The organism is Paraburkholderia sp. UYCP14C (assembly GCF_004197395.1).
Classification (GTDB): Bacteria; Pseudomonadota; Gammaproteobacteria; order Burkholderiales; family Burkholderiaceae; genus Paraburkholderia.
On sequence record NZ_SELS01000020.1, the window covers coordinates 130,511 to 148,804 of the forward strand.

The 18,294-nt window shown below is 63.0% G+C and carries 20 protein-coding genes; 6 read left to right on the forward strand and 14 right to left on the reverse strand.

Translation table 11 applies throughout. The annotated features are described in order from the left end of the window. Positions 1-53 precede the first annotated feature (53 nt). From EVC45_RS20115 to flhD, 7 genes are all read right to left on the reverse strand, one after another. The gene (locus tag EVC45_RS20115; protein WP_129959974.1) at positions 54-581 is read right to left on the reverse strand and encodes a chemotaxis protein CheW; all 528 of its coding nucleotides are present in this window, start codon (positions 579-581) and stop codon (positions 54-56) included. Positions 582-670: 89 nt separating this feature from the next. After that, positions 671-3,007, reverse strand: a complete 2,337-nt coding sequence (cheA, locus tag EVC45_RS20120) for a chemotaxis protein CheA (protein ID WP_129959976.1) — start codon at positions 3,005-3,007, stop codon at positions 671-673. Positions 3,008-3,103: 96 nt separating this feature from the next. Further along, on the reverse strand, positions 3,104-3,481 hold the full coding sequence (locus tag EVC45_RS20125) for a response regulator (protein WP_129959978.1): 378 nt from the start codon (positions 3,479-3,481) through the stop codon (positions 3,104-3,106). An 83-nt stretch (positions 3,482-3,564) separates the two neighbouring features. Beyond that, on the reverse strand, positions 3,565-4,575 hold the full coding sequence (gene motB, locus EVC45_RS20130; protein WP_129959980.1) for a flagellar motor protein MotB: 1,011 nt from the start codon (positions 4,573-4,575) through the stop codon (positions 3,565-3,567). A gap of 22 nt (positions 4,576-4,597) precedes the next feature. After that, a complete protein-coding gene (gene motA / locus EVC45_RS20135) occupies positions 4,598-5,458 on the reverse strand; it encodes a flagellar motor stator protein MotA (RefSeq protein WP_129959982.1) in 861 nt (286 codons plus the stop codon). A gap of 136 nt (positions 5,459-5,594) precedes the next feature. Continuing rightward, entirely contained in the window at positions 5,595-6,245 is a 651-nt protein-coding gene (gene flhC / locus EVC45_RS20140; protein ID WP_129959984.1) for a flagellar transcriptional regulator FlhC, read from the reverse strand. Further along, on the reverse strand, positions 6,245-6,565 hold the full coding sequence (gene flhD / locus EVC45_RS20145; protein WP_248295194.1) for a flagellar transcriptional regulator FlhD: 321 nt from the start codon (positions 6,563-6,565) through the stop codon (positions 6,245-6,247). Before flhD ends, flhC begins: the two co-directional genes overlap by 1 nt. Before the next feature lie 802 nt (positions 6,566-7,367). Between flhD and EVC45_RS20150 the strand changes: the two genes are divergently transcribed. Then, complete coding sequence (locus EVC45_RS20150) at positions 7,368-8,432, forward strand: glycosyltransferase family 4 protein (protein WP_129959988.1); 1,065 nt, start codon at positions 7,368-7,370, stop codon at positions 8,430-8,432. A gap of 302 nt (positions 8,433-8,734) precedes the next feature. Here the strand turns inward: EVC45_RS20150 and EVC45_RS20155 are convergent, their stop codons facing one another. Further along, a complete protein-coding gene (locus EVC45_RS20155) occupies positions 8,735-9,037 on the reverse strand; it encodes an H-NS histone family protein (protein WP_129959990.1) in 303 nt (100 codons plus the stop codon). A 286-nt stretch (positions 9,038-9,323) separates the two neighbouring features. On the opposite strand from EVC45_RS20155, the gene aqpZ reads away from it, so the two are divergent. The 3 genes from aqpZ to EVC45_RS20170 all read left to right on the forward strand — a co-directional run bounded on the left by aqpZ (position 9,324) and on the right by EVC45_RS20170 (position 11,552). Then, entirely contained in the window at positions 9,324-10,064 is a 741-nt protein-coding gene (gene aqpZ / locus EVC45_RS20160; RefSeq protein WP_129959991.1) for an aquaporin Z, read from the forward strand. Between the two features lie 172 nt (positions 10,065-10,236). Beyond that, the gene (locus EVC45_RS20165) at positions 10,237-10,953 is read left to right on the forward strand and encodes a histidine phosphatase family protein (protein ID WP_129959993.1); all 717 of its coding nucleotides are present in this window, start codon (positions 10,237-10,239) and stop codon (positions 10,951-10,953) included. 287 nt (positions 10,954-11,240) lie between these two features. Beyond that, positions 11,241-11,552, forward strand: coding sequence for a hypothetical protein (locus EVC45_RS20170; protein WP_129959995.1), 312 nt, complete (start codon positions 11,241-11,243; stop codon positions 11,550-11,552). Between the two features lie 101 nt (positions 11,553-11,653). On the opposite strand, the gene EVC45_RS20175 is transcribed toward EVC45_RS20170, so the two are convergent. Continuing rightward, on the reverse strand, positions 11,654-12,475 hold the full coding sequence (locus EVC45_RS20175; protein WP_129959996.1) for a Cof-type HAD-IIB family hydrolase: 822 nt from the start codon (positions 12,473-12,475) through the stop codon (positions 11,654-11,656). Between the two features lie 56 nt (positions 12,476-12,531). After that, on the reverse strand, positions 12,532-13,413 hold the full coding sequence (locus EVC45_RS20180) for a BadF/BadG/BcrA/BcrD ATPase family protein (protein ID WP_129959997.1): 882 nt from the start codon (positions 13,411-13,413) through the stop codon (positions 12,532-12,534). Positions 13,414-13,553: 140 nt separating this feature from the next. Between EVC45_RS20180 and EVC45_RS20185 the strand changes: the two genes are divergently transcribed. Together EVC45_RS20185 and EVC45_RS20190 are read left to right on the forward strand one after the other, a co-directional pair. Further along, positions 13,554-14,150: a DNA-3-methyladenine glycosylase I gene (locus EVC45_RS20185; RefSeq protein WP_129959998.1), complete on the forward strand. Its 597-nt coding sequence runs from the start codon at positions 13,554-13,556 to the stop codon at positions 14,148-14,150. A 162-nt stretch (positions 14,151-14,312) separates the two neighbouring features. Continuing rightward, a complete protein-coding gene (locus EVC45_RS20190; RefSeq protein ID WP_129960013.1) occupies positions 14,313-14,738 on the forward strand; it encodes a hypothetical protein in 426 nt (141 codons plus the stop codon). Between the two features lie 101 nt (positions 14,739-14,839). Here EVC45_RS20190 and rpsU read toward each other — a convergent pair whose 3' ends face one another. The 4 genes from rpsU to EVC45_RS47945 all read right to left on the reverse strand — a co-directional run bounded on the left by rpsU (position 14,840) and on the right by EVC45_RS47945 (position 18,249). Continuing rightward, positions 14,840-15,052, reverse strand: a complete 213-nt coding sequence (rpsU, locus tag EVC45_RS20195; protein WP_006050883.1) for a 30S ribosomal protein S21 — start codon at positions 15,050-15,052, stop codon at positions 14,840-14,842. Positions 15,053-15,467: 415 nt separating this feature from the next. Next, positions 15,468-16,412, reverse strand: a complete 945-nt coding sequence (locus tag EVC45_RS20200) for an aldo/keto reductase (protein WP_129959999.1) — start codon at positions 16,410-16,412, stop codon at positions 15,468-15,470. Between the two features lie 425 nt (positions 16,413-16,837). Then, positions 16,838-17,746 carry a hypothetical protein gene (locus tag EVC45_RS20205; protein WP_129960000.1) on the reverse strand — a complete coding sequence of 303 codons (909 nt, stop codon included), beginning with the start codon at positions 17,744-17,746 and terminating at the stop codon, positions 16,838-16,840. A 92-nt stretch (positions 17,747-17,838) separates the two neighbouring features. Next, a complete protein-coding gene (locus EVC45_RS47945; RefSeq protein WP_168991504.1) occupies positions 17,839-18,249 on the reverse strand; it encodes an integrase core domain-containing protein in 411 nt (136 codons plus the stop codon). Positions 18,250-18,294 lie beyond the last annotated feature (45 nt).

Here is an 18,294-nt window from a genome sequence, read left to right on the forward strand (position 1 = left end):
TCCTTGTGCCGTGTTCCTGCTGTGTTCCTGCTGTGTACCGTTACTGCCTGCGCTCAGACGCCGAGCGTCTCGGTCAGCGCCATCTCGGAGCTGGTCATCAGCTTCTCGATGTCCATCAAGATCAGCATGCGGCCGTCGACCGTGCCGAGACCGGTCAGATACTCGGTCGTCAGCGTCGCGCCGAATTCCGGCGCCGGCATGATCTGGTCGACCGCGAGCGTCAACACGTCCGACACACCGTCCACCACCATGCCGACCACACGATGCGCGACGTTCAGGATGATCACGACGGTCTGATGGTCGTATTCGACGCGGCCCAGATGGAACTTGATGCGCATGTCGACGATCGGCACGATGATGCCGCGCAGATTGATCACGCCCTTGATGAACTCGGGTGCGTTGGCGATGCGCGTCACGTTGTCGTAGCCGCGGATTTCCTGAACCTTCAGGATGTCGATGCCGTACTCTTCCGCGCCGAGCGTGAAGACGAGGAATTCCTGACCGCCGGCGTCCGCCTGCGCGTCGCGACGGCCATTGGCCCCGCCCGCGACGCTCGAATTGATGGATTGGACTTCTGCCACGTTAGCCCCCAAACGGTTGGGATGAATTGAGTTGAAGTTGTGTTGCGTTGTCTGTCGGTGCCGCGCCTGCTGCCGCATTCAGCGCACGGTCACGCGAGGCTCATCGCCTGTGCGTGACCATGCGCATGGCGCGATTCGCGGTTCAGCGCCGCGACGTCCACGATCAGCGCGACGCTGCCGTCGCCCAGAATGGTCGCCGCGGAAATGCCGTGCACCTTGCGGTAATTCGTTTCCAGATTCTTCACGACCACCTGCTGCTGGCCGACGAGTTCGTCGATCAGCATCGCGAAGCGGCGTCCCTCGGTCTGCATGATCGTGACGATGCCCTGGGTCGGCTCCTGCTTCGCGTCCTGCACGTTGAACACCTCGTGCAGCGCGACGAGCGGCAGGTATTCGCCGCGCACGCGCACCACGCGCTCGCCGTTGGCGACCGTGTAGATGTCTTCGGCTTGGGGCTGCAGCGACTCCATCACGAAGTTCAGCGGCAGGATGAAGATCTCGTTGCCGATCTTCACCGACATGCCGTCGAGAATCGCGAGCGTGAGCGGCAACACGATGCGGGTCGTGCTGCCCTTGCCCGCGTGCGACGTGATCTCGACGTGACCGCCCATCGACTGGATGTTGCGCTTCACCACGTCCATGCCGACGCCGCGGCCCGACACGTCCGTGACCTGTTCGGCGGTCGAGAAGCCCGGCAGGAAGATCAGGTTCCAGACTTCCTCGTCGGCCATCGTTTCGCTGACCTGCATGCCTTGCTTGGCCGCCTTCGCGAGAATTTTGTCGCGGCGCAGGCCCGCGCCGTCGTCGCTGACCTCGATGACGATGTTGCCGCCGTGGTGAGCCGCCGACAGCACCAGCTGACCGGTCGAATCCTTGCCCGCCGCGCGCCGCGCCTCGACGGTTTCGATGCCGTGGTCGAGACTGTTGCGCACGAGGTGCGTCAACGGATCGATGATCCGTTCGATGAGGCTCTTGTCGAGTTCGGTCGCCTGACCGAAGGTGACGAGTTCGACCTCCTTGCCGAGTTTGGCCGCGAGATCGCGCACTAAACGCGGGAAGCGGCTGAACACGTAATCCATCGGCATCATGCGGATCGACATCACCGCTTCCTGCAGATCGCGCGCGTTGCGCTCGAGTTGCGCCATGCCGTTGAAGAGCCGGTCGTGCAGCGCCGGATCGAACGTGCTGGTGGTCTCCGCGAGCATCGCCTGCGTGATCACCAGTTCGCCGACCAGGTTGATCAGCTGATCGACCTTCTCGACGCCGACGCGAATCGAGCTGCCTTCGGCGCCGGCCGCCGCGGCGGCCGGACGGGCCGCCTTGCGGTCCTGCTCGGCGGAGGCGGGCGAAGCCGCTTTGGCTGCGGGCGGAGCCGCCGTGGGTAGCGCTGGCGGCGGCTCGATGAGGTCCGCGTGACTGGCCGCGCTTGCGGGAGCAGCGGTGTGGGCCGCGGGGGCCGACGATGCTGCGTGCTCCGCGTGAACGACCGGATGCGCGTGCGCCACCGCGGCGGTGGGCGCGACATGCGCGGTTTGCGCCGGTGGCTGAACGGCAGCGTCGGGCGTTCCAGGTTCGCCCTGCTGCGCGTCGTCCGCCGGCGCGGTGCCGCGGCCGATCGTGATCTGACTTTCGTCGATCACGAAACAGCACACGGCGATGATGTCGTCGGAGGGTACGTCGCTCGCGAGCCACAGCATCAGATCGCCGCCGCTCTTGACCTGCCCGACGATATTGCCCAGGTTGCCCAGCTCTTCGGCGAGCAGTTCCTGGTCTTTCTCTCCCACGCCCCGTAGCGTAATTTTCAGATGTGGGCCGGCGCTGTCCGCCGTGCCCGCGGCCTGCCCGGTCTGTGCCGGTTCGCCGTCCATCCATTCGCCCGCCGCCTGCACCGCCTGTTCGACGACGTGCTCGGGCGGGATACCTTCTGGCTCTTGTAGTGCCGTAATTGGTGTCGTTATTTGGGTTGCCGCTGCCGGCATAGCCGCGGGCGCGCTCGGCGCCATTGCCGGGGGCTGCGTCGGCGCGCCGCCCATGCGGCTTTCGGCGTGCAGCTGCTCGAGCTTCGCGCAGATCGCGCGCGCCACCGCCGCATCGGGCTCGGCGCTCGCGCGGTAGTCGGCGAGCTGGCCGGACAGCACGTCCTTGGTTTCGAGGAACGTGTCGATCATGTCCTTGCGCAGCACCAGCTCGTTGTTGCGCGCGCGATCGAGCAGCGACTCCAGAATGTGCGTGGTTTCGGTGAGCGCGGTAAAGCCGAACGTCGCCGCGCCGCCCTTGATCGAATGCGCGGCGCGAAAGATCGCCGCGAGGTCTTCGGGGTCCGGGCGGGCCACGTCGAGATTGAGCAGCAGCTGCTCCATCTGCGCGAGCAGTTCGTCCGCTTCGTCGAAGAACGTCTGATAGAACTGTGTGATGTCGAGTGTCATGCCTGGTTCACCGCGAGAGTGCCTGTCGGGCGTGAGCCGCCGTGCAGGCGCGTCGAGAGCTGTCTGTACTGTGTCTAAAGGTGTTGATTGCGCGGGTCAGGCCGGGTCCGGTTCGGCCAGCGCCGCCACCAGCTCGGTCAGCATGTCCGGGTCGAGCGGCTTTTCGATCCAGCCGGTCGCGCCCGCCGCGCGCGCCGCCTCTTTGAAGGCTTCGCCCGATTCCGTCGTGAGGACGAGGATGGGCGTCACCTGATAGGCCGGATTTCCACGCAGCGCGGTGATCAGATCGAGACCGGTCTTGCCCGGCATGTGCTGGTCGGTCAACACGAGATCGAACGCCATGGCGAGCGCGTTTTCGAGCCCCTCGTTGCCGTCGGCCGCGAGCGTGACCTCATAGCCGGCGCCCGTCAGCGTCGCGGCGAGGATCTGCCGCATCGATGCCGAATCGTCGACTGCCAGGATGTGCCTGATCATGAAAACCTCGCTGCGCTTAACACTGGCCCGCCGGGCGGAGCGCGCCGCCCGGGCGCGCGCCGCGGCCCGGCGGCCGCGGTCTGTTACTGGGCCGGCGGCACTGCCGCCGGCAACTTCGGTGCAACCGTCACCGGCTGCGCAAGTCTTTGCAGCAACGGCTTCGAGCCGGCTGCGTCGTCCGACAGAGTCGTCGTCGTCGAGTCGTCGTGATCGAGCGCCTCTTCCGACTTCCTGTTCAGCACGATGATGCTGATGCGACGGTTCTCCGGATCGAGCGGGTCCGCCTTGTTCAGGTTCTGCGTCGACGCGAGTCCGAGCACGCGCATCACCTTCGCTTCGTCCATGCCGCCCGCGACCAGCTCGCGCCGCGAGGCGTTCGCGCGGTCGGCCGACAGCTCCCAGTTGCTATAGCCCTTCTCGCCGCCCGCGTACGGCACGGCGTCGGTGTGACCCTGCACGATGATGCGGTTCGGCACGTCGTTCAGCGTATGGCCGATCTCACGCAGGATGTCGCGCATGTACGGCTCGACGACGTCGCGCGCGGTCGCGAACATCGGCCGCTTCTGCGAATCGACGATCTCGATGCGCAAGCCGGTCAGCGTCGAGTCGATGCGGATCTGCTGCTTGAACTGGCGCAGCACCGGGTTCGCCTCGATCGCGGCCATCAGCTTGACCTGCAGGTCGTGCAGACGGACCTGCTCCTGGCGTTCGAGCTCGCCCTGCAGCTGCTTGACCGAGTCCTCGTTGTTGTGCGACGCGGTGCGCTCGGCGCGGCTGCTGCTGCCGTCGGTCGAGCGGGTCACGCCCTGCGCATCGGTCGAGATGTCGCGGCCGCCGCCCTTCAGGATGCTCGAGTCTTCGGCGCTGCGATCGCCGCCCCACAGCGTGATTTTCAGCGGCTGGTTGAAGTAGTCGGCGATGCCCTTCAGCTGCACGGTCGAGGCCGAGCTGAGCAGCCACATCAGCAGGAAGAACGCCATCATCGCGGTCATGAAGTCCGCGTAGGCGAGCTTCCACGCTCCGCCGTGATGCCCGTGCTTTTTCGGCGCGGAGCGCTTGACAACGATTGCGCGGTCTTTGTCCTTGCTGCTCATCGGTTCAATTCCCGTCGCGTTCTTATTTCGCCTTGACGCGGCGCACGTGCTCTTCGAGCTCGGCGAACGACGGGCGCTCGGTCGAGAACAGCACCTTGCGGCCGAACTCGACCGCGATCGCCGGCGCGTAGCCGTTCAGGCTCGCGAGGATCGTCACCTTGATGCACTGGAACATCTTGGTCGACTCGGTCACGCGCTGCTCGGCGACGCTGGCGAGCGGGCCGATCAGCCCGTACGAAAGCAGAATGCCGAGGAAGGTGCCGACCAGCGCCTGCGCGATCATTTCACCGAGCACCGCGGGCGGCTTGTCGGCCGAGGCCATCGTGTGCACCACGCCCATCACCGCGGCGACGATACCGAACGCCGGCATCGCGTCGCCGACCTTGGTCAACGCTTGCGCGGGCGCCTCGCCTTCGTGGTGGTGCGTCTCGATTTCCTCGTCCATCAGGCTTTCGATCTCGAACGCGTTCATGTTGCCGCCGACCATCAGACGCAGGTAGTCGGTCAGGAACTCGATGATGTGCTTGTCGGCGAGAATCTTCGGGTACTGCGTGAAGATCGGGCTCTTCGACGGATCGTCGATGTCGGCTTCGAGCGTCAGCGTGCCTTCCTTGCGCGCTTTCGCGAGCAGCACGTAGAGGAGCCCCATCAGCTCCATGTAGACGTCCTTGTTGTATTTCGCGCCCTTGAACAGGGTCGGAATGACGCGCACTGTCGCCTTGATCGTCTTCATCCCGTTCCCGAGAATGAACGCGCCAACGCCAGCGCCGCCGATCATCAGCACTTCAACGGGTTGCAGCAGCGCGCCGAGATGGCCGCCTTCCAGCGCGTAACCGCCGAAAACGGACAACAGCGTCACGAGTGTTCCCACGAAAATCAGCACTGCCGAGCCCTCACAAAAAAGCGACGGTTACCGTCGTTAGTCAGGTTTACGGCACCGAGGCGAAAAACTTTGGGGAAAAAGGCGGCGCGCGGGTCCGGTGTAAACCAGAGGCTTGCGCTGCCTCAACGTGTGCCGCTCAGACTTCGGCGGTGACGAGGGTGTCGGGCGTGGGCGCGATACAGCGGGCCTCGTGAGCCCGCGCGTCGGCGACTTGCGGCGCCTCGGACGAGATTGCGGCGACGGCGATCTGGCGCTCGGCTCGCGTTTGCGCCGCCTTCTTCGTCTTGCCCGCGCGCGACGGCGGCTGGCACAGCCCGCAGACGAACGCATGCTGCGGATCGTGTGCGTGCGCGACGAACTGGCCGCCGCAGCGGCGGCAGGCGCTCATCTGCAGCATGCCCGAGTCGAAAAAGCGCACCAGCGTCCACGCGCGCGTGAGACTGAGCACCGGCTCGTCGTCGTGCAACTTCACGTGCTCCAGATACAGCCGGTAGCTCTTCACGATCGATTCGATCGCGCGGCAGCCGCCGTGACCGGACATGAAGCGGTAGATGTTGTAGAACAGCGACGAATGAAAGTTCGGCTGCCAGGTCATGAACCAGTCGGTCGAAAACGGCAGCATGCCCTTGGGCGGCGAGACCCCTTTCAGTTCCTTGTACAGCTTGATGAGCCGGTCGCGCGACAGGCTGGTTTCCGCCTCCAGCAATTGCAGACGCGCGCCCAGTTCGATCAGCTCGATCGCGAGGGTGATTTCCCGGACTTCGAGTACGACGCTCTTACTGGCCATCAGCCGAGTTGCTCGACCGGCTGGCTCGCCATCAGGATTGCCGAATGCGCTTGTGCGACCGCGCTGGACTTGTCCTTGTCCGCGAGGGCGGACAGCACAGCGTGATCGTCGAAGCGGAAGCGGCACAGCATCTGGTTGGACGCCGCGAGCTTGACGGTCTGCGCCAACGACAGATTGGCGAGCACGTCGGCCAGCTGTTCCGAAATACCCATGCGGAACATGCCCATCGGCTTGTCTTCGCGCAGCAGACGCTGGGCGAGCAGCAGATAGGACAGATTGACTTCCCTGATCTCACTGAGCATATGGCTAGTCGTGCTCATGATTTCCCCCGTACGTATGCCCGGCTGGTCAGGCCGATTTTTTTGCGGAAACGTTTGCTCGAGCGCGCGCGATAAATCCGCGCGAATCGGCTCGTCTCTGGTCTTGCAAGCATTGTCTCGAAAGGGGACACAGCCGAAAATCGGAGAGACACCCCACATGGATGACGGATTAATCCGTCATTTGTGTAGGAATTATTCCTACAACTGAGGCCGCGGCGACGCGCGAATCTGGACGAATGGGTGCGCCGGGCGGGAATGACGATGCGCGCTGGGAATTTCTACGGCTGCGGCATGTACCGGATGGTGAGTTTTCAGAACTTCACCGCCGCACCGTGAAACGGTGGAAAACAATTATAAGACGTTTTCACTCGCCTGCAATCTGGCTCGCTTCGCGGTTGTTCCGCGCTTCATCCGACCCTCGGGTCCGCCGCTTGCTACGGTGCTTTTCGCCTGTCGCACGTTTGATTAAGTCGCCGAAATCATGCGCCCCGATTATGGGGACGGCTTGCGATTGAAGCTCGCGCGCGCGTGTAACGGCCCATGTATCGCGCTGTAACAACATTAAGTGTTTGAAAAATCACTCGAATTACCGCGGTCGATCCCGATAATGAACGCTAAGGGATTACCCGATACCTATTTCGGAGCACCCTGGGACGGGGGTCAACCGCGTCCATCCGTCCGTCAGGCCTACGTACTTCGCGCAATCCAGCCCGTCGTGCGAAGCCCCGGTAAGCATCAAGAATCTGCATGTGATCCGGGTCAGCGCCCAAGCGCTCACTCCGATCGACACAGGAGAAAACGCATGCGAATCGCACAAATCGCGCCGCTGTACGAAGCTGTCCCACCGAAACTCTATGGCGGCACCGAGCGTGTCGTGTCGTATCTGACCGAAGCGCTCGTCGACCTCGGCCATGACGTCACGCTGTTCGCGAGCGGCGACTCGGTCACGTCCGCCAATCTCGAGGCGTGCTGGCCGCGCGCACTGCGCCTCGATCCGACGATTCGCGATGCATTGGCGCCGCACGTACTGATGATGGAATCGGTCCGCAAGGTCGCGCACGAATTCGACGTGCTGCACTTCCATCTCGACTACATGCCGTTCCCGCTGTTCACGACGATGGACACGCCGTTCGTGACCACGCTGCACGGCCGTCTCGATCTGCCCGAATTGCAGCCGGTGTTCGACGCGTTCTCGCACGTGCCGGTGGTGTCGATTTCGGATTCGCAGCGTCTGCCGCTGCAGCAGGCCAACTGGCTCAGCACGATCTATCACGGTCTGCCGGACCAGCTGCTGACGCCGCAGCCGCACAAGAAGCCCGAATATCTCGCGTTCCTAGGCCGCATCTGCCCGGAAAAGCGCGTCGATACAGCTATCAAGATCGCCGCGCAAAGCGGTCTGCCGCTGAAGATCGCCGCCAAGGTGGACAAGGTCGACATGGAGTACTTCAAGCGCGAGATCGAGCCGCTGCTGTCGATGGCGCACGTCGAGTTCGTCGGCGAGATCAACGAGGCGCAGAAACCCGAGTTTCTGTCGGGCGCGAAGGCGCTGCTGTTCCCGATCGACTGGTCGGAGCCGTTCGGCCTCGTGATGATCGAGTCGATGGCTTGCGGCACGCCGGTCATCGCGTTCAACCGCGGCTCGGTGCCGGAGGTGATCGACCACGGCGTGACCGGCTATATCGTCGAAGACGTGCAAGGCGCGGTGGCGGCTCTGCAACGTCTCGATGAACTGTCGCGCACCGAAATCCGCGCCCAGTTCGAACGCCGCTTCAGTTCGAAAACGATGGCGCAGAACTATATCGACGGTTATTCGGCGCTGATTGAAAGCGCGCGCCGTCCGGTATTGCGCCAGGTCGCGCTCGGCTAGGCGCGCGTTTGAAAACGGCCGGCACTTTTACGGCCGGCCGTTTTCGGTACGCTTTGAAGCCGCGCTGTGAACCTTCGCTTATGACGCTCAATAGCGGCGGAATCCGGCATCGGAATCGTTTGCACGAGCGGGAAACGAAGCCTTCGCGACCGGACGCGAAAAAGCCGCCCCAGCATGGGCGGCTTTTTTAATCCCGCAATGGTTGCGCTTCCACGGCGATTAGCGCGCGGCGGCGAATAAGCCAAACGGCAAGAGAACCTTCAGCCCGCTTTCATCGCGTCTCGCGTCACCTCGCGCGGACCTCACGCCGAGCCAATCAGATAGCGCTCGCGATTCTTGCCGACGATCCATTTGGGCGGCTTGCCACGCCCGCTCCACGTATTACCCGACTTCGGATCCTGATATTTCGCCGGCAGCGGCGTCTTCTTGGGCGGGCGGCCGCGCTTGGCCGCGACCGCGAAGCCGAGATCCTGCGCGGTCAGACCGTATTCGGCGATCTTTTGGCGGATGTCGGCGACGACATTGTCGATTTCCGTGCGTCGCGCTTCTTCTGCCTGTGCCTGCAATTTGGCTATCTGCGCCTTGAGGTCTGCATATTGAGACATTCGGTTCTCCCCTTTCTAGAACTCATTCGACCGCAGACTAGCTGCAATTATAAAAATTCGCAATGGCCACTAATACCGGTTTAGCGAATTTTCCTCTGATAATTATTAAAGCGGGTGAATTGTAAAACCTGCGCTTTATCCCTCAATAGTTTATAAATCCTGTCCGGATTGACAATCCTTGACACCCGATTTGGCGCTGTCTACCTAGAATTGCGCGCTCAATGCACGTACTCGTGCTTTTCGATACGTGCTTCCGGCATACCAATTCTTTTTAGGATCCCCAATCATGCAGTTGTCAAAGCGCGTCGTTGCCGAACTGTTCGGCACCTTCTGGCTCGTGCTCGGGGGCTGCGGCAGCGCGGTCCTCGCCGCCAACTTCGCCGGGCCGGTTCACGGTCTGGGCATCGGCTTCGTCGGCGTGTCGCTGGCCTTCGGCCTGACCGTGCTGACGATGGCTTTTGCGATCGGCCACATTTCGGGCTGCCATCTGAATCCGGCGGTGAGCATCGGCCTCACCGTCGCGGGCCGATTTCCGGTGCGCGATCTGCTGCCGTATATCTTTGCGCAGGTGATTGGTGCGGTGCTCGGCGCATTCGTGCTGTCGCTGATCGCGTCGGGCAAGCCCGGCTTCGACCTGGTTGCGAGCGGCTTCGCAACGAACGGTTACGGCGAGCAATCGCCGGGGCACTACTCGCTCGCCGCCGCCTTCATTTGTGAAGTCGTGATGACGGGCTTCTTCCTGTTCGTGATTCTCGGCGCGACCGACCGGCGCGCGCCGGCCGGTTTCGCACCCATTGCGATCGGCCTGTGCCTGACGCTGATCCACCTGGTCTCGATTCCTGTCACCAACACGTCGGTCAATCCGGCGCGCTCGACGGGCCCTGCGCTTTTCGTCGGCGGCGCGGCGATCGATCAGCTGTGGCTGTTCTGGGCCGCGCCGATCATCGGTGCGGTGATCGCGGGCGTCGTCTATCCGCTGATCGCCGCGGATCGCAGCGGCGAGGCCCACGAGTTGGCGCTCGACTGACGGCTCGTTCGGCGCAGCGGTCTTGTGATCGTCGCGTAGTCGGCATGAATGGGCGCCTCGGCGCCCATCGTTCATTGCGACCACCATGCGCCGGGAGTGCCGCGGCGGCCCCGTGCAGGTCGGCGCCGCTGCTAGAATCGGGCGACCTCCCAGCCACACACAGGTGCTTTCGATGAACCGTTTCCGCGGATTCCTGCATGGCGTCGCTCTATCGCTCGCCGGCTTGTGCGCGAGCACGCTGGCGTTGCCGGCCGCGAACGCGGCGGGCGGCAATATCGAAACCCTCGTATTCGTTCGGCACGGCGAGAAACCCGCGCAAGGCTACGGCCAGCTAGATTGCCAGGGGCTCAACCGGTCGCTCGCGTTGCCGGCCGTGATCGCCGCCAAATTCGGCAAACCCGATGCGATTTACGCGCCCGACCCCGGGCAGCAAAAGGACGACGGCGGTCGTCCGTACTATTACGTGCGCCCGCTTGCGACGATCGAGCCGACCGCGATTCAATTCCAGATGCCGGTGCAGACGCCGTATGGCTTTGCGCAGATCGACCAGCTCGGCAACGCGCTCGTCGCCCCGGCCAATCGCGGCAAGCTGATCGTCGTGGCGTGGGAGCACAAGCTGATCGAGAAGCTGTTGCGGCAGATGCTGAGCGCGCATGGCGGTCGCGCGGCCGACGTGCCGAAATGGCAAAGCGACGACTTCGACAGTATCTATATCGTCCAACTCGACTGGCAGAACGGCACGCCGCGCGCGAGCTTCAAACACGATCATGAGGGGCTCGACGGTCGGGCGACCGATTGCCCTTGCGCGGCGTTGCCGGGCGTGTCGGCGTCTTCGGCAGGTGCGGCGTCTTCCGCAACTTCGGCCAGTTCGGCGCCTGCGGCGGATTAATCGGGTAATACAGATGTAAGCCGTGATTACGCGCGCGGGCGCGTCGAGCGGCAAGCGTGCGCGAAGAGCCGCCGGCCGGCTGGAGTTTTCCGGCCGCAAAGCCCCGTGCGGCGCGGCTGCAGGCGAAACAAGGGCACTGCCAGGAAGGTCCACGCGATTGTTCCGCTCGCCCTTGATGGCTTCGACGATGCTTGCAGTCCGTAACATCTGGTCGCAGTCCACCACGGCGCGAGTGCGTACATTGGTCCTGTGCGACAAACCTACGTCGCCTCACAGGAGAGACCAACATGAAACGCATCGTCACTCACTTGCTGGTTGCTGCCGGACTCGCGGCGGGCGCATGCGGTGTCGCGCAGGCGCATACGGATTTGAGCGTCGGCCTGTCGCTCGGCGCCCCGGTTTATGCCGCGCCGGTTTATGCCGCGCCCGCGCGCGTCTACGCGGCGCCGGAGCCGGTGTATTACGGCGGCGGCTGGGATCATCGCTACGAACGCGGCGATTACTACCGCGGCTATCACCGCGATGACCGCGGCTGGGGTCACGACAACCGTCGCTGGGGGCATGACGATCGCGGCGAGCATCGCGGCTGGCGCGATTGACGATTGCAAGCGGAGCGCATGCACCGCGCTTCGCGATCAACTTCCGCGGCCCGCATCCACTCGAGTGGATGCGGGCCGCTTTCATTTACAGTGACTACGGTTCAGGACGCCAGTTCGTCGTTGAGCGCAAACAGTTTGCGCAGATGGTGCGCGACGCCCGCCTCGAAATTGTTGCCGATGCGCGGTACATGCGGCAGACGCGTGATCAGATCCGGATTGGCGTTGTTCATCATGAATGGATGACCGGCCGTCTCGAGCAGATCGATATCGTTCATGTTGTCGCCGAACGCGACGCACTGCGACGCGTCGACACCGAGACGCTCCAGCACGATCTGCAGGGCGCGCCCCTTCGACACATTCGCGGTCATCACCTCGAGGCAATCCGGCAGCGAATACGTCACGTACAGACTCTCGCCGAATTCGCGTTCGAGATTGGCGGCCACCTGCGCGAGATCGGCTGGATCGCCGATATACAACGCCTTGGCAATGTCGACGCCATCGTGCTTCGGCAGGTCAGTCACTTCGTACGTGAAGCCGGAGTCCTGATGGAACTCCAGCAGATGGGGTGCATCGCGATCGATCAGCCACGCCTCGTCGGCAAACAGACTGACGATCACTCGACCATGCGCCCCGACAATGTCGGGCTGCACCAGACGCTGGACGATTGCTGGCGGCAGATCGTCGGCGTGGATCACTGTGTTGTCGGGTGCGTGAATGCGCGCGCCGTTCGATGTGATCAGATACGGACTGATGCCGAGCAGGTCGCGGATACCCGCGACGTCGCAGTAATGCCGCCCCGTGGCGATCACGAACCGCAGCCCGTCGCATTCGAGCTTGCGCACCGTGGCGACCGTGAACGGGTCCAGCTGGTGATCGGCGTTGAGCAGTGTGCCGTCGAGATCCGTGGCGATGACTTTGTACATGGTGAGTCCGGCGGCGGAGCCGTCGAGGCAGCGTCAAAACCGCTATTTTACAGGTCTCATCCCGCCAGCCGCTGCGCTTCGCTCCGCGCGAGCTGCAAGCCGCCATGCGCCGAATCCGCCCGCGGCTCGCGCAGACGCGCCTGATACGCCGGCGGCACGTACTCGCGTAACGGCGCACCGAGTCCACCGCATAACGCGACCGGCAGCGCGCCCGTCGAGTCCAGCGCGGCGATCATCTTGCCGACTTCGACGCCGGCTTCGCCGAGCAGCCGCGCCGCGAACGGATGTACGCGGTGCTCGATCGCGATCGGCGCGAGCCGCGCATAGGCGGTCTGATTGGCCGCGCACAGCCACACGACGAGACTGTCGCGGTCGCCCGTGCCGGTATGCGCGAGCAGCGCATCGGAGAGATCGTCGGCGGGCACGCGACCATCCAGCGCTTGTTGCGCGTGCACGATCAGCCGCAGACCGAGCCACGCGCCGCTCGCTTCGTCGCCCGATGGAAAGCCGTAGCCGCTGGCCATGCGAAATTCGCCGTCGCTCGCGAGCGAGGCCGCGACGCTGCCGGTGCCGAGTGCGACGATCACGCCGGGCGCGCCGTCGTGCGCGCCGAGCAGGGTCGTGTAAGCGTCGGATTCGACGGCCAGTCCGGCCAGCCGCGGCGCCTGCTCGTGAAACTCGGCGAGCCAGTCGCGATTATTGACGCCCGCCAGGCCGCAGCCGAGCACGCAGCGCGACCAGTCCAGCGCGACTCCGGCTCGCTCGAACGCTTCGCCGCAGGCGGTTTGAATGGACTGCCATGCGCGCGGAATGCCGAGCCCAAGGCCCGATGGGCCGCTTGCCGCTTGCGCGAGTTCGCGACCCTGCGCGTCGCCTAGCACGACGCGCGTGCCGGTGCCGCCGCCGTCGACGCCGATCAGAAAGAAGTCGTGGTTCATCGAATCGAATCAGTTCAGTGGGTGAATAACGCTTAGCGTGGCAGGTCAGTTTGAATCGCGCAATTAGCCGATTGGCCAGCTTGCGGCGCACACCGCTTCCGCTATGCTGGCGAACGACATGAACACGCGGGAGCGCGACAGTGACACAACGATGCAACTGGGTATCGAGCGATGCGCTCGCACAGTACCACGACACCGAATGGGGGGTGCCCTCTCGCGACGATCAACACCTGTTCGAGATGCTGGTGCTCGAAGGCGCGCAGGCCGGTCTGTCATGGTCGACGATACTCAACAAGCGCGCCGGCTATCGCCGTGCATTTGCCGACTTCGACATCGACAAGGTCGCGGCCTTCACGCCGAAGCACGTGGACGCGCTCGTCGCGGACGAAAGCATCGTGCGACATCGCGGCAAGATCGAGGCGGCCATCCTCAACGCGCGCGCCGTGCAGCAGATTCAGGCCGAGCATGGCTCGCTCGCGAACTTCGTATGGTCATTCGTCGACGACACGCCGATTCAGAACGAATGGGCTTCGTATAAGCACGCGCCTGCGTCGACAGAAGTGTCGGATGCGCTGAGCAAGGCGCTCAAGCGCTACGGCTGCAAATTCGTCGGTTCGACGATCTGCTACGCGTTCATGCAGGCGGTCGGCATGGTCAATGATCATGAGACGACCTGCATGTGCCGCGAGCGATGCGTGTCGCTGGGCAAGAAGGGGCGTCGTCGCAAGGCGGGATGAGGCCACAGCGTCCGCCGAGTGCGCAAACGCTCGAATTGGCGCCCTTTCATGCTCGTAGTCGGCCCTTCGCCGGACGACGCGCGGCGGATACTCGTCGCCATGCGCTCACGCAATGCGCGCTCAACAACAAATAATCACCGCCTCGGACGCGGGAGACCAACCATGAAAACACTCAGCTTCCTGACCCATCAGGACATTTACGATCAGTCCGTCGCACATCTATTGGATCAGAAACGCACCGCATTGCTGCCGAAGGGCGGCGGTGCTTACCGCGGCTATTGCGGCGGCTGCCCGGTCGGCAACCTGATCAAGCCGCGCGACTATATGACTGCGATGGAAGGCGTACCGGTGCGCTTCATCGGCAAACCACCGGCCGAGGTGCCCGCCTACATGGATGTCGGCGTGGCCGCGCTGAAAAAAGCACTGCTGCGCGCCGGCATCAACGTGTATGACCCGGTGACCATCGCTTTGCTCAGTTGCCTGCAAAACGTGCACGACGTGTTCGGCACATGGGAGTGGCACGACCGGCTGGGCTCGATCGCTTGCGAGTTCGGTCTGTCGGCCGAGCGACTGAGGAACGCGGCGTAAGCACTGCCCGCAAGGGCAATAATACTGCGCGCCAATAGCAAAACGGCGGTGTGGCTTCTTTCGAAGCTCACACCGCCGTTCGGCGTACGTAAAAAGCGTGCTTAGTGCAGCTTTTTCGGCAGCATCTGGCTGCGCAGACGCTTGTGCAGGCGCTTAACAGCTGCTGCCTTCTTGCGCTTGCGAGCCGTGGTCGGCTTTTCGTACGACTGGCGCTCACGCAGTTCAGCGATCAGGCCATTCTTTTCGATTGCGCGACGAAAGCGGCGAATTGCCACTTCGAACGGCTCGTTTTCCTTCAGAAGAATCGTCGTCATGTAATTCCTAACTCAATCACTAGATACGGGTTTAATTGCATGGCGGTAACCGTTCAGGTCACCACTAACGCGCCGGCCCTCCGGTCGCTCCGATTCATGGCCAGTAACAGGCAAACGCGAGGCTGATAAACAACCCCGGCCAAACCACGAATGAAGCGAGAGGCAAAGCGGCCACGGAGGCCGGAAAAGAGAGGTGGGGAGTTCACCGCGGAACGCGGACAGACGTAATGCAAAAGCCGCGTCTGTTGCCGTTTCGCCAACCTTTCACCAATGAAAAACACTGACGAAACAGGCAAAGATCTCAATTCACTCCCGATGATATCAGGAAACTCTCCATCCTACCAGGGGTTTACCGATTGCGCCAGGCTTTTCCCCGCCGCGGATCGCGTTCGCGTCGGCGGCCGTGGTGTTCGCCTTATCGCGCGCTCACTTCGTCGAGTTCGCGAATATCGTCGGCGGTGAGGGACAGCTGGACGGCCGTCGCCAGACTCTTCAACTGCTCGACCGAGGTCGCGCTAGCAATGGGGGCCGTAACGCTCGGCCGCGCGATCAGCCAGGCAAGCGCGATCGCTGCCGGCTTGCTGCCGTGCCGTTGCGCGACACGGTCGAGCGCGCGGAGAATTCGCAAGCCACGCCCGTTCAGGTATTTCTCGACCCGACTCCCGCGCGCCTTGCCGGCCAGATCGGCCTCGCTGCGGTACTTGCCCGACAGGAACCCGCTCGCGAGGCTGTAATAGACCACCACGCCGAGATGATTCGCGAGCGCCACCGGTTCGCTGTCGCGTTCGTAGTGCTCGCGGTCGTAGAGATTGTATTCGGGCTGCAGCAACTGATACTCGGGCAGCCCGTGCTGGCGCAACACCGCGAGCGCCTCCTCGACGCGCGCCCCGCTGTAGTTCGACGCGCCGATCACACGCACCTTACCCGCCTCGATCAGTTTCTGATATGCGCCGAGCGTCTCCGCGAGCGGCGTCGCGGTGTCGTCGTCGTGGGAGAAATAGACGTCGATGTAATCGGTTTGCAGGCGCCGCAGCGAATCTTCGACCGCCGCCTGGATGTTCGCGGCCGACAGCCCCTTGCGCTGCGGATGCTTGGACACCTTGGTCGCGAGCACGATCTGCTCGCGCTTGCCGCTGCGACGGAACCACTTGCCGATGATCGTCTCCGACTCGCCGCCCTGGTTGCCGGGCACCCAGGCCGAGTAGACATCGGCGGTATCGATGAAGTTGAGGCCGGTATCGACGAACGCGTCGAGGATCGAAAACGACGTCGCTTCGTCGGCGGTCCAGCCAAATACGTTGCCGCCGAACATCAACGGCACGACCTGCAATTCGGAACGGCCAATCCTGCGCTTCTGCATGATTTCTCCGCAATCGATAACGGGCGAGCGAACGAGAATACCCCCACTTTCGATTACCTGCAGCGCATCACGCCATTCAGGCTGCGTGGGGCTCGCGACCCGCAAGCCCCGTCGGACGCGGAAAACAATTGGGTCGCCATTAGAGAAAGTTGCTGAAGTTTTCTAGAGATGCGACGCCAACTTTCAGAACCGTTTCGTGGTATCGCGACTTCGCAGAAAGCCGAATCGTGCGAGTCGATCGCGAGGAGGACGGGTGCGCCGAACTGCCCCTAGACCGTTACGCAGGAGGCGCGATGGAGGGCGCATTGCGACGCGCTGCATTTGTATCGGGGAGAGAAATGCTCGCGGACAGGTCAGATTTGGTCCAGCGTTCGCGCGTTGTCGGCCAGCCTCGCTTTCTAGGCGGCAATTGGGACATCGAAAAACTACCGGAGCCGGGACCCGCATAGACTTTCTTGCGGGAGGTAGTCCTCGACTTCCGCCAAAGTGATCGGAGACGGTCGAGGGGCTCGCGTGCCGCCCGCGTCGACAAACGACCCACAGTCCGTTGCCGACACATCGAATAGAGATTGTGGTGATGTAAGTCCCAAAACAACGCCGACCGTCCCAATCGCATTGTTACCCCGAGGCTGGTGAAACTTGTCTCCGGGACTTACAACGGAACAAGACACGCCACCCATCGCACGCTTATCGATAACGTGCCGCAGGTCGACCGGGTACAAATGGTCCCCTCGTGACAGGAACCGCGTCGCTGCGGCCACCAAGGGCGACGTCTGAAGACCAGCAGCTTGTGCGATTTCACACGCAAGCTCGACGAGTCGTTCGTGGTCATCGGTTGGCGCCGCCGACAGGAAACCAACCAAGTACTCGCAGGTCCGGGAGGTCGCTCCGTCTATGACGTCCTCCTCCACTGCTTTTTGAAGCCGTTCCCTGAATTCGAAGCGTTTCTCCATCGGCACCTCAACGCGGACCGAGCGAAGCCCGCTCCTCTCGCGACTCTGGACGCTAAACACGAGTCCGAGGAATTCAAAACAACCTTCGTCAGCGATTTCGCCATATTCGACCCGGCCAAGATGCAACGGGCCGGCTGGGTGCCTTACGAGGTTCGCCTCGTAAAGGGAGACTTTGGCAGCCACATCCTCTTTCGAATTGCCGGTGATTAGGAGATCATCCGCATAGGGAAACGAATGCTCCAGGTATTTCACTGGTAGGGCCTGTTCGAGAAGCCCATAGGCAATAAGAGGAGATGACGCCGCTCCTTGCGGCAACGCCAGCCGGCCATCTGCATCCACCACCTCGCTCACGCATATACGTGCGTAGCGATTCTTGCCCACTCTTTCATCGTTAGGGGGAGGCACGCACAAGGTGTTTTCCTGAGGTTGACCCGGTTCAGCGGACAGATCTGCAGTCAGTGATCGAATGTGATTTAGCCTCCATTGGACGTTGAGCAGCGGGTTATCCACGGACGGGCAGCGGGGCGCCTCTCTCGCCCATGACGCTGCCCGTCGGTGGATAACCCGCGATGCGATGTCGGTTGATGTGGCGCATGCAGGTTTTCAAATTCGAGCGGCGAGCAATAACCGATGCTGCTGTGCAGGCGGCGTACGTTGTACCAGCCTTCCAGGAATGAGAACACACGTCGACGCGCCTGTTCATGAGTTGCGAAGAGCTCGCGTGACAGCAGCTCTGCTTCGAGCGTGCCGAAGAACGACTCACACATCGCATTGTCATAGGCGTCACCGGCCGTCCCCATTGACGGTTGCACGCCGGCCTCGCGACAACGGCGGCCGAAGGCAATGGACGTGTACTGGGCGGATTCAACCGGTCGTCGCAACACGAGATTGTTGAACAGATTTTAGGTACTCGTCCAGAGCTTCGGCCG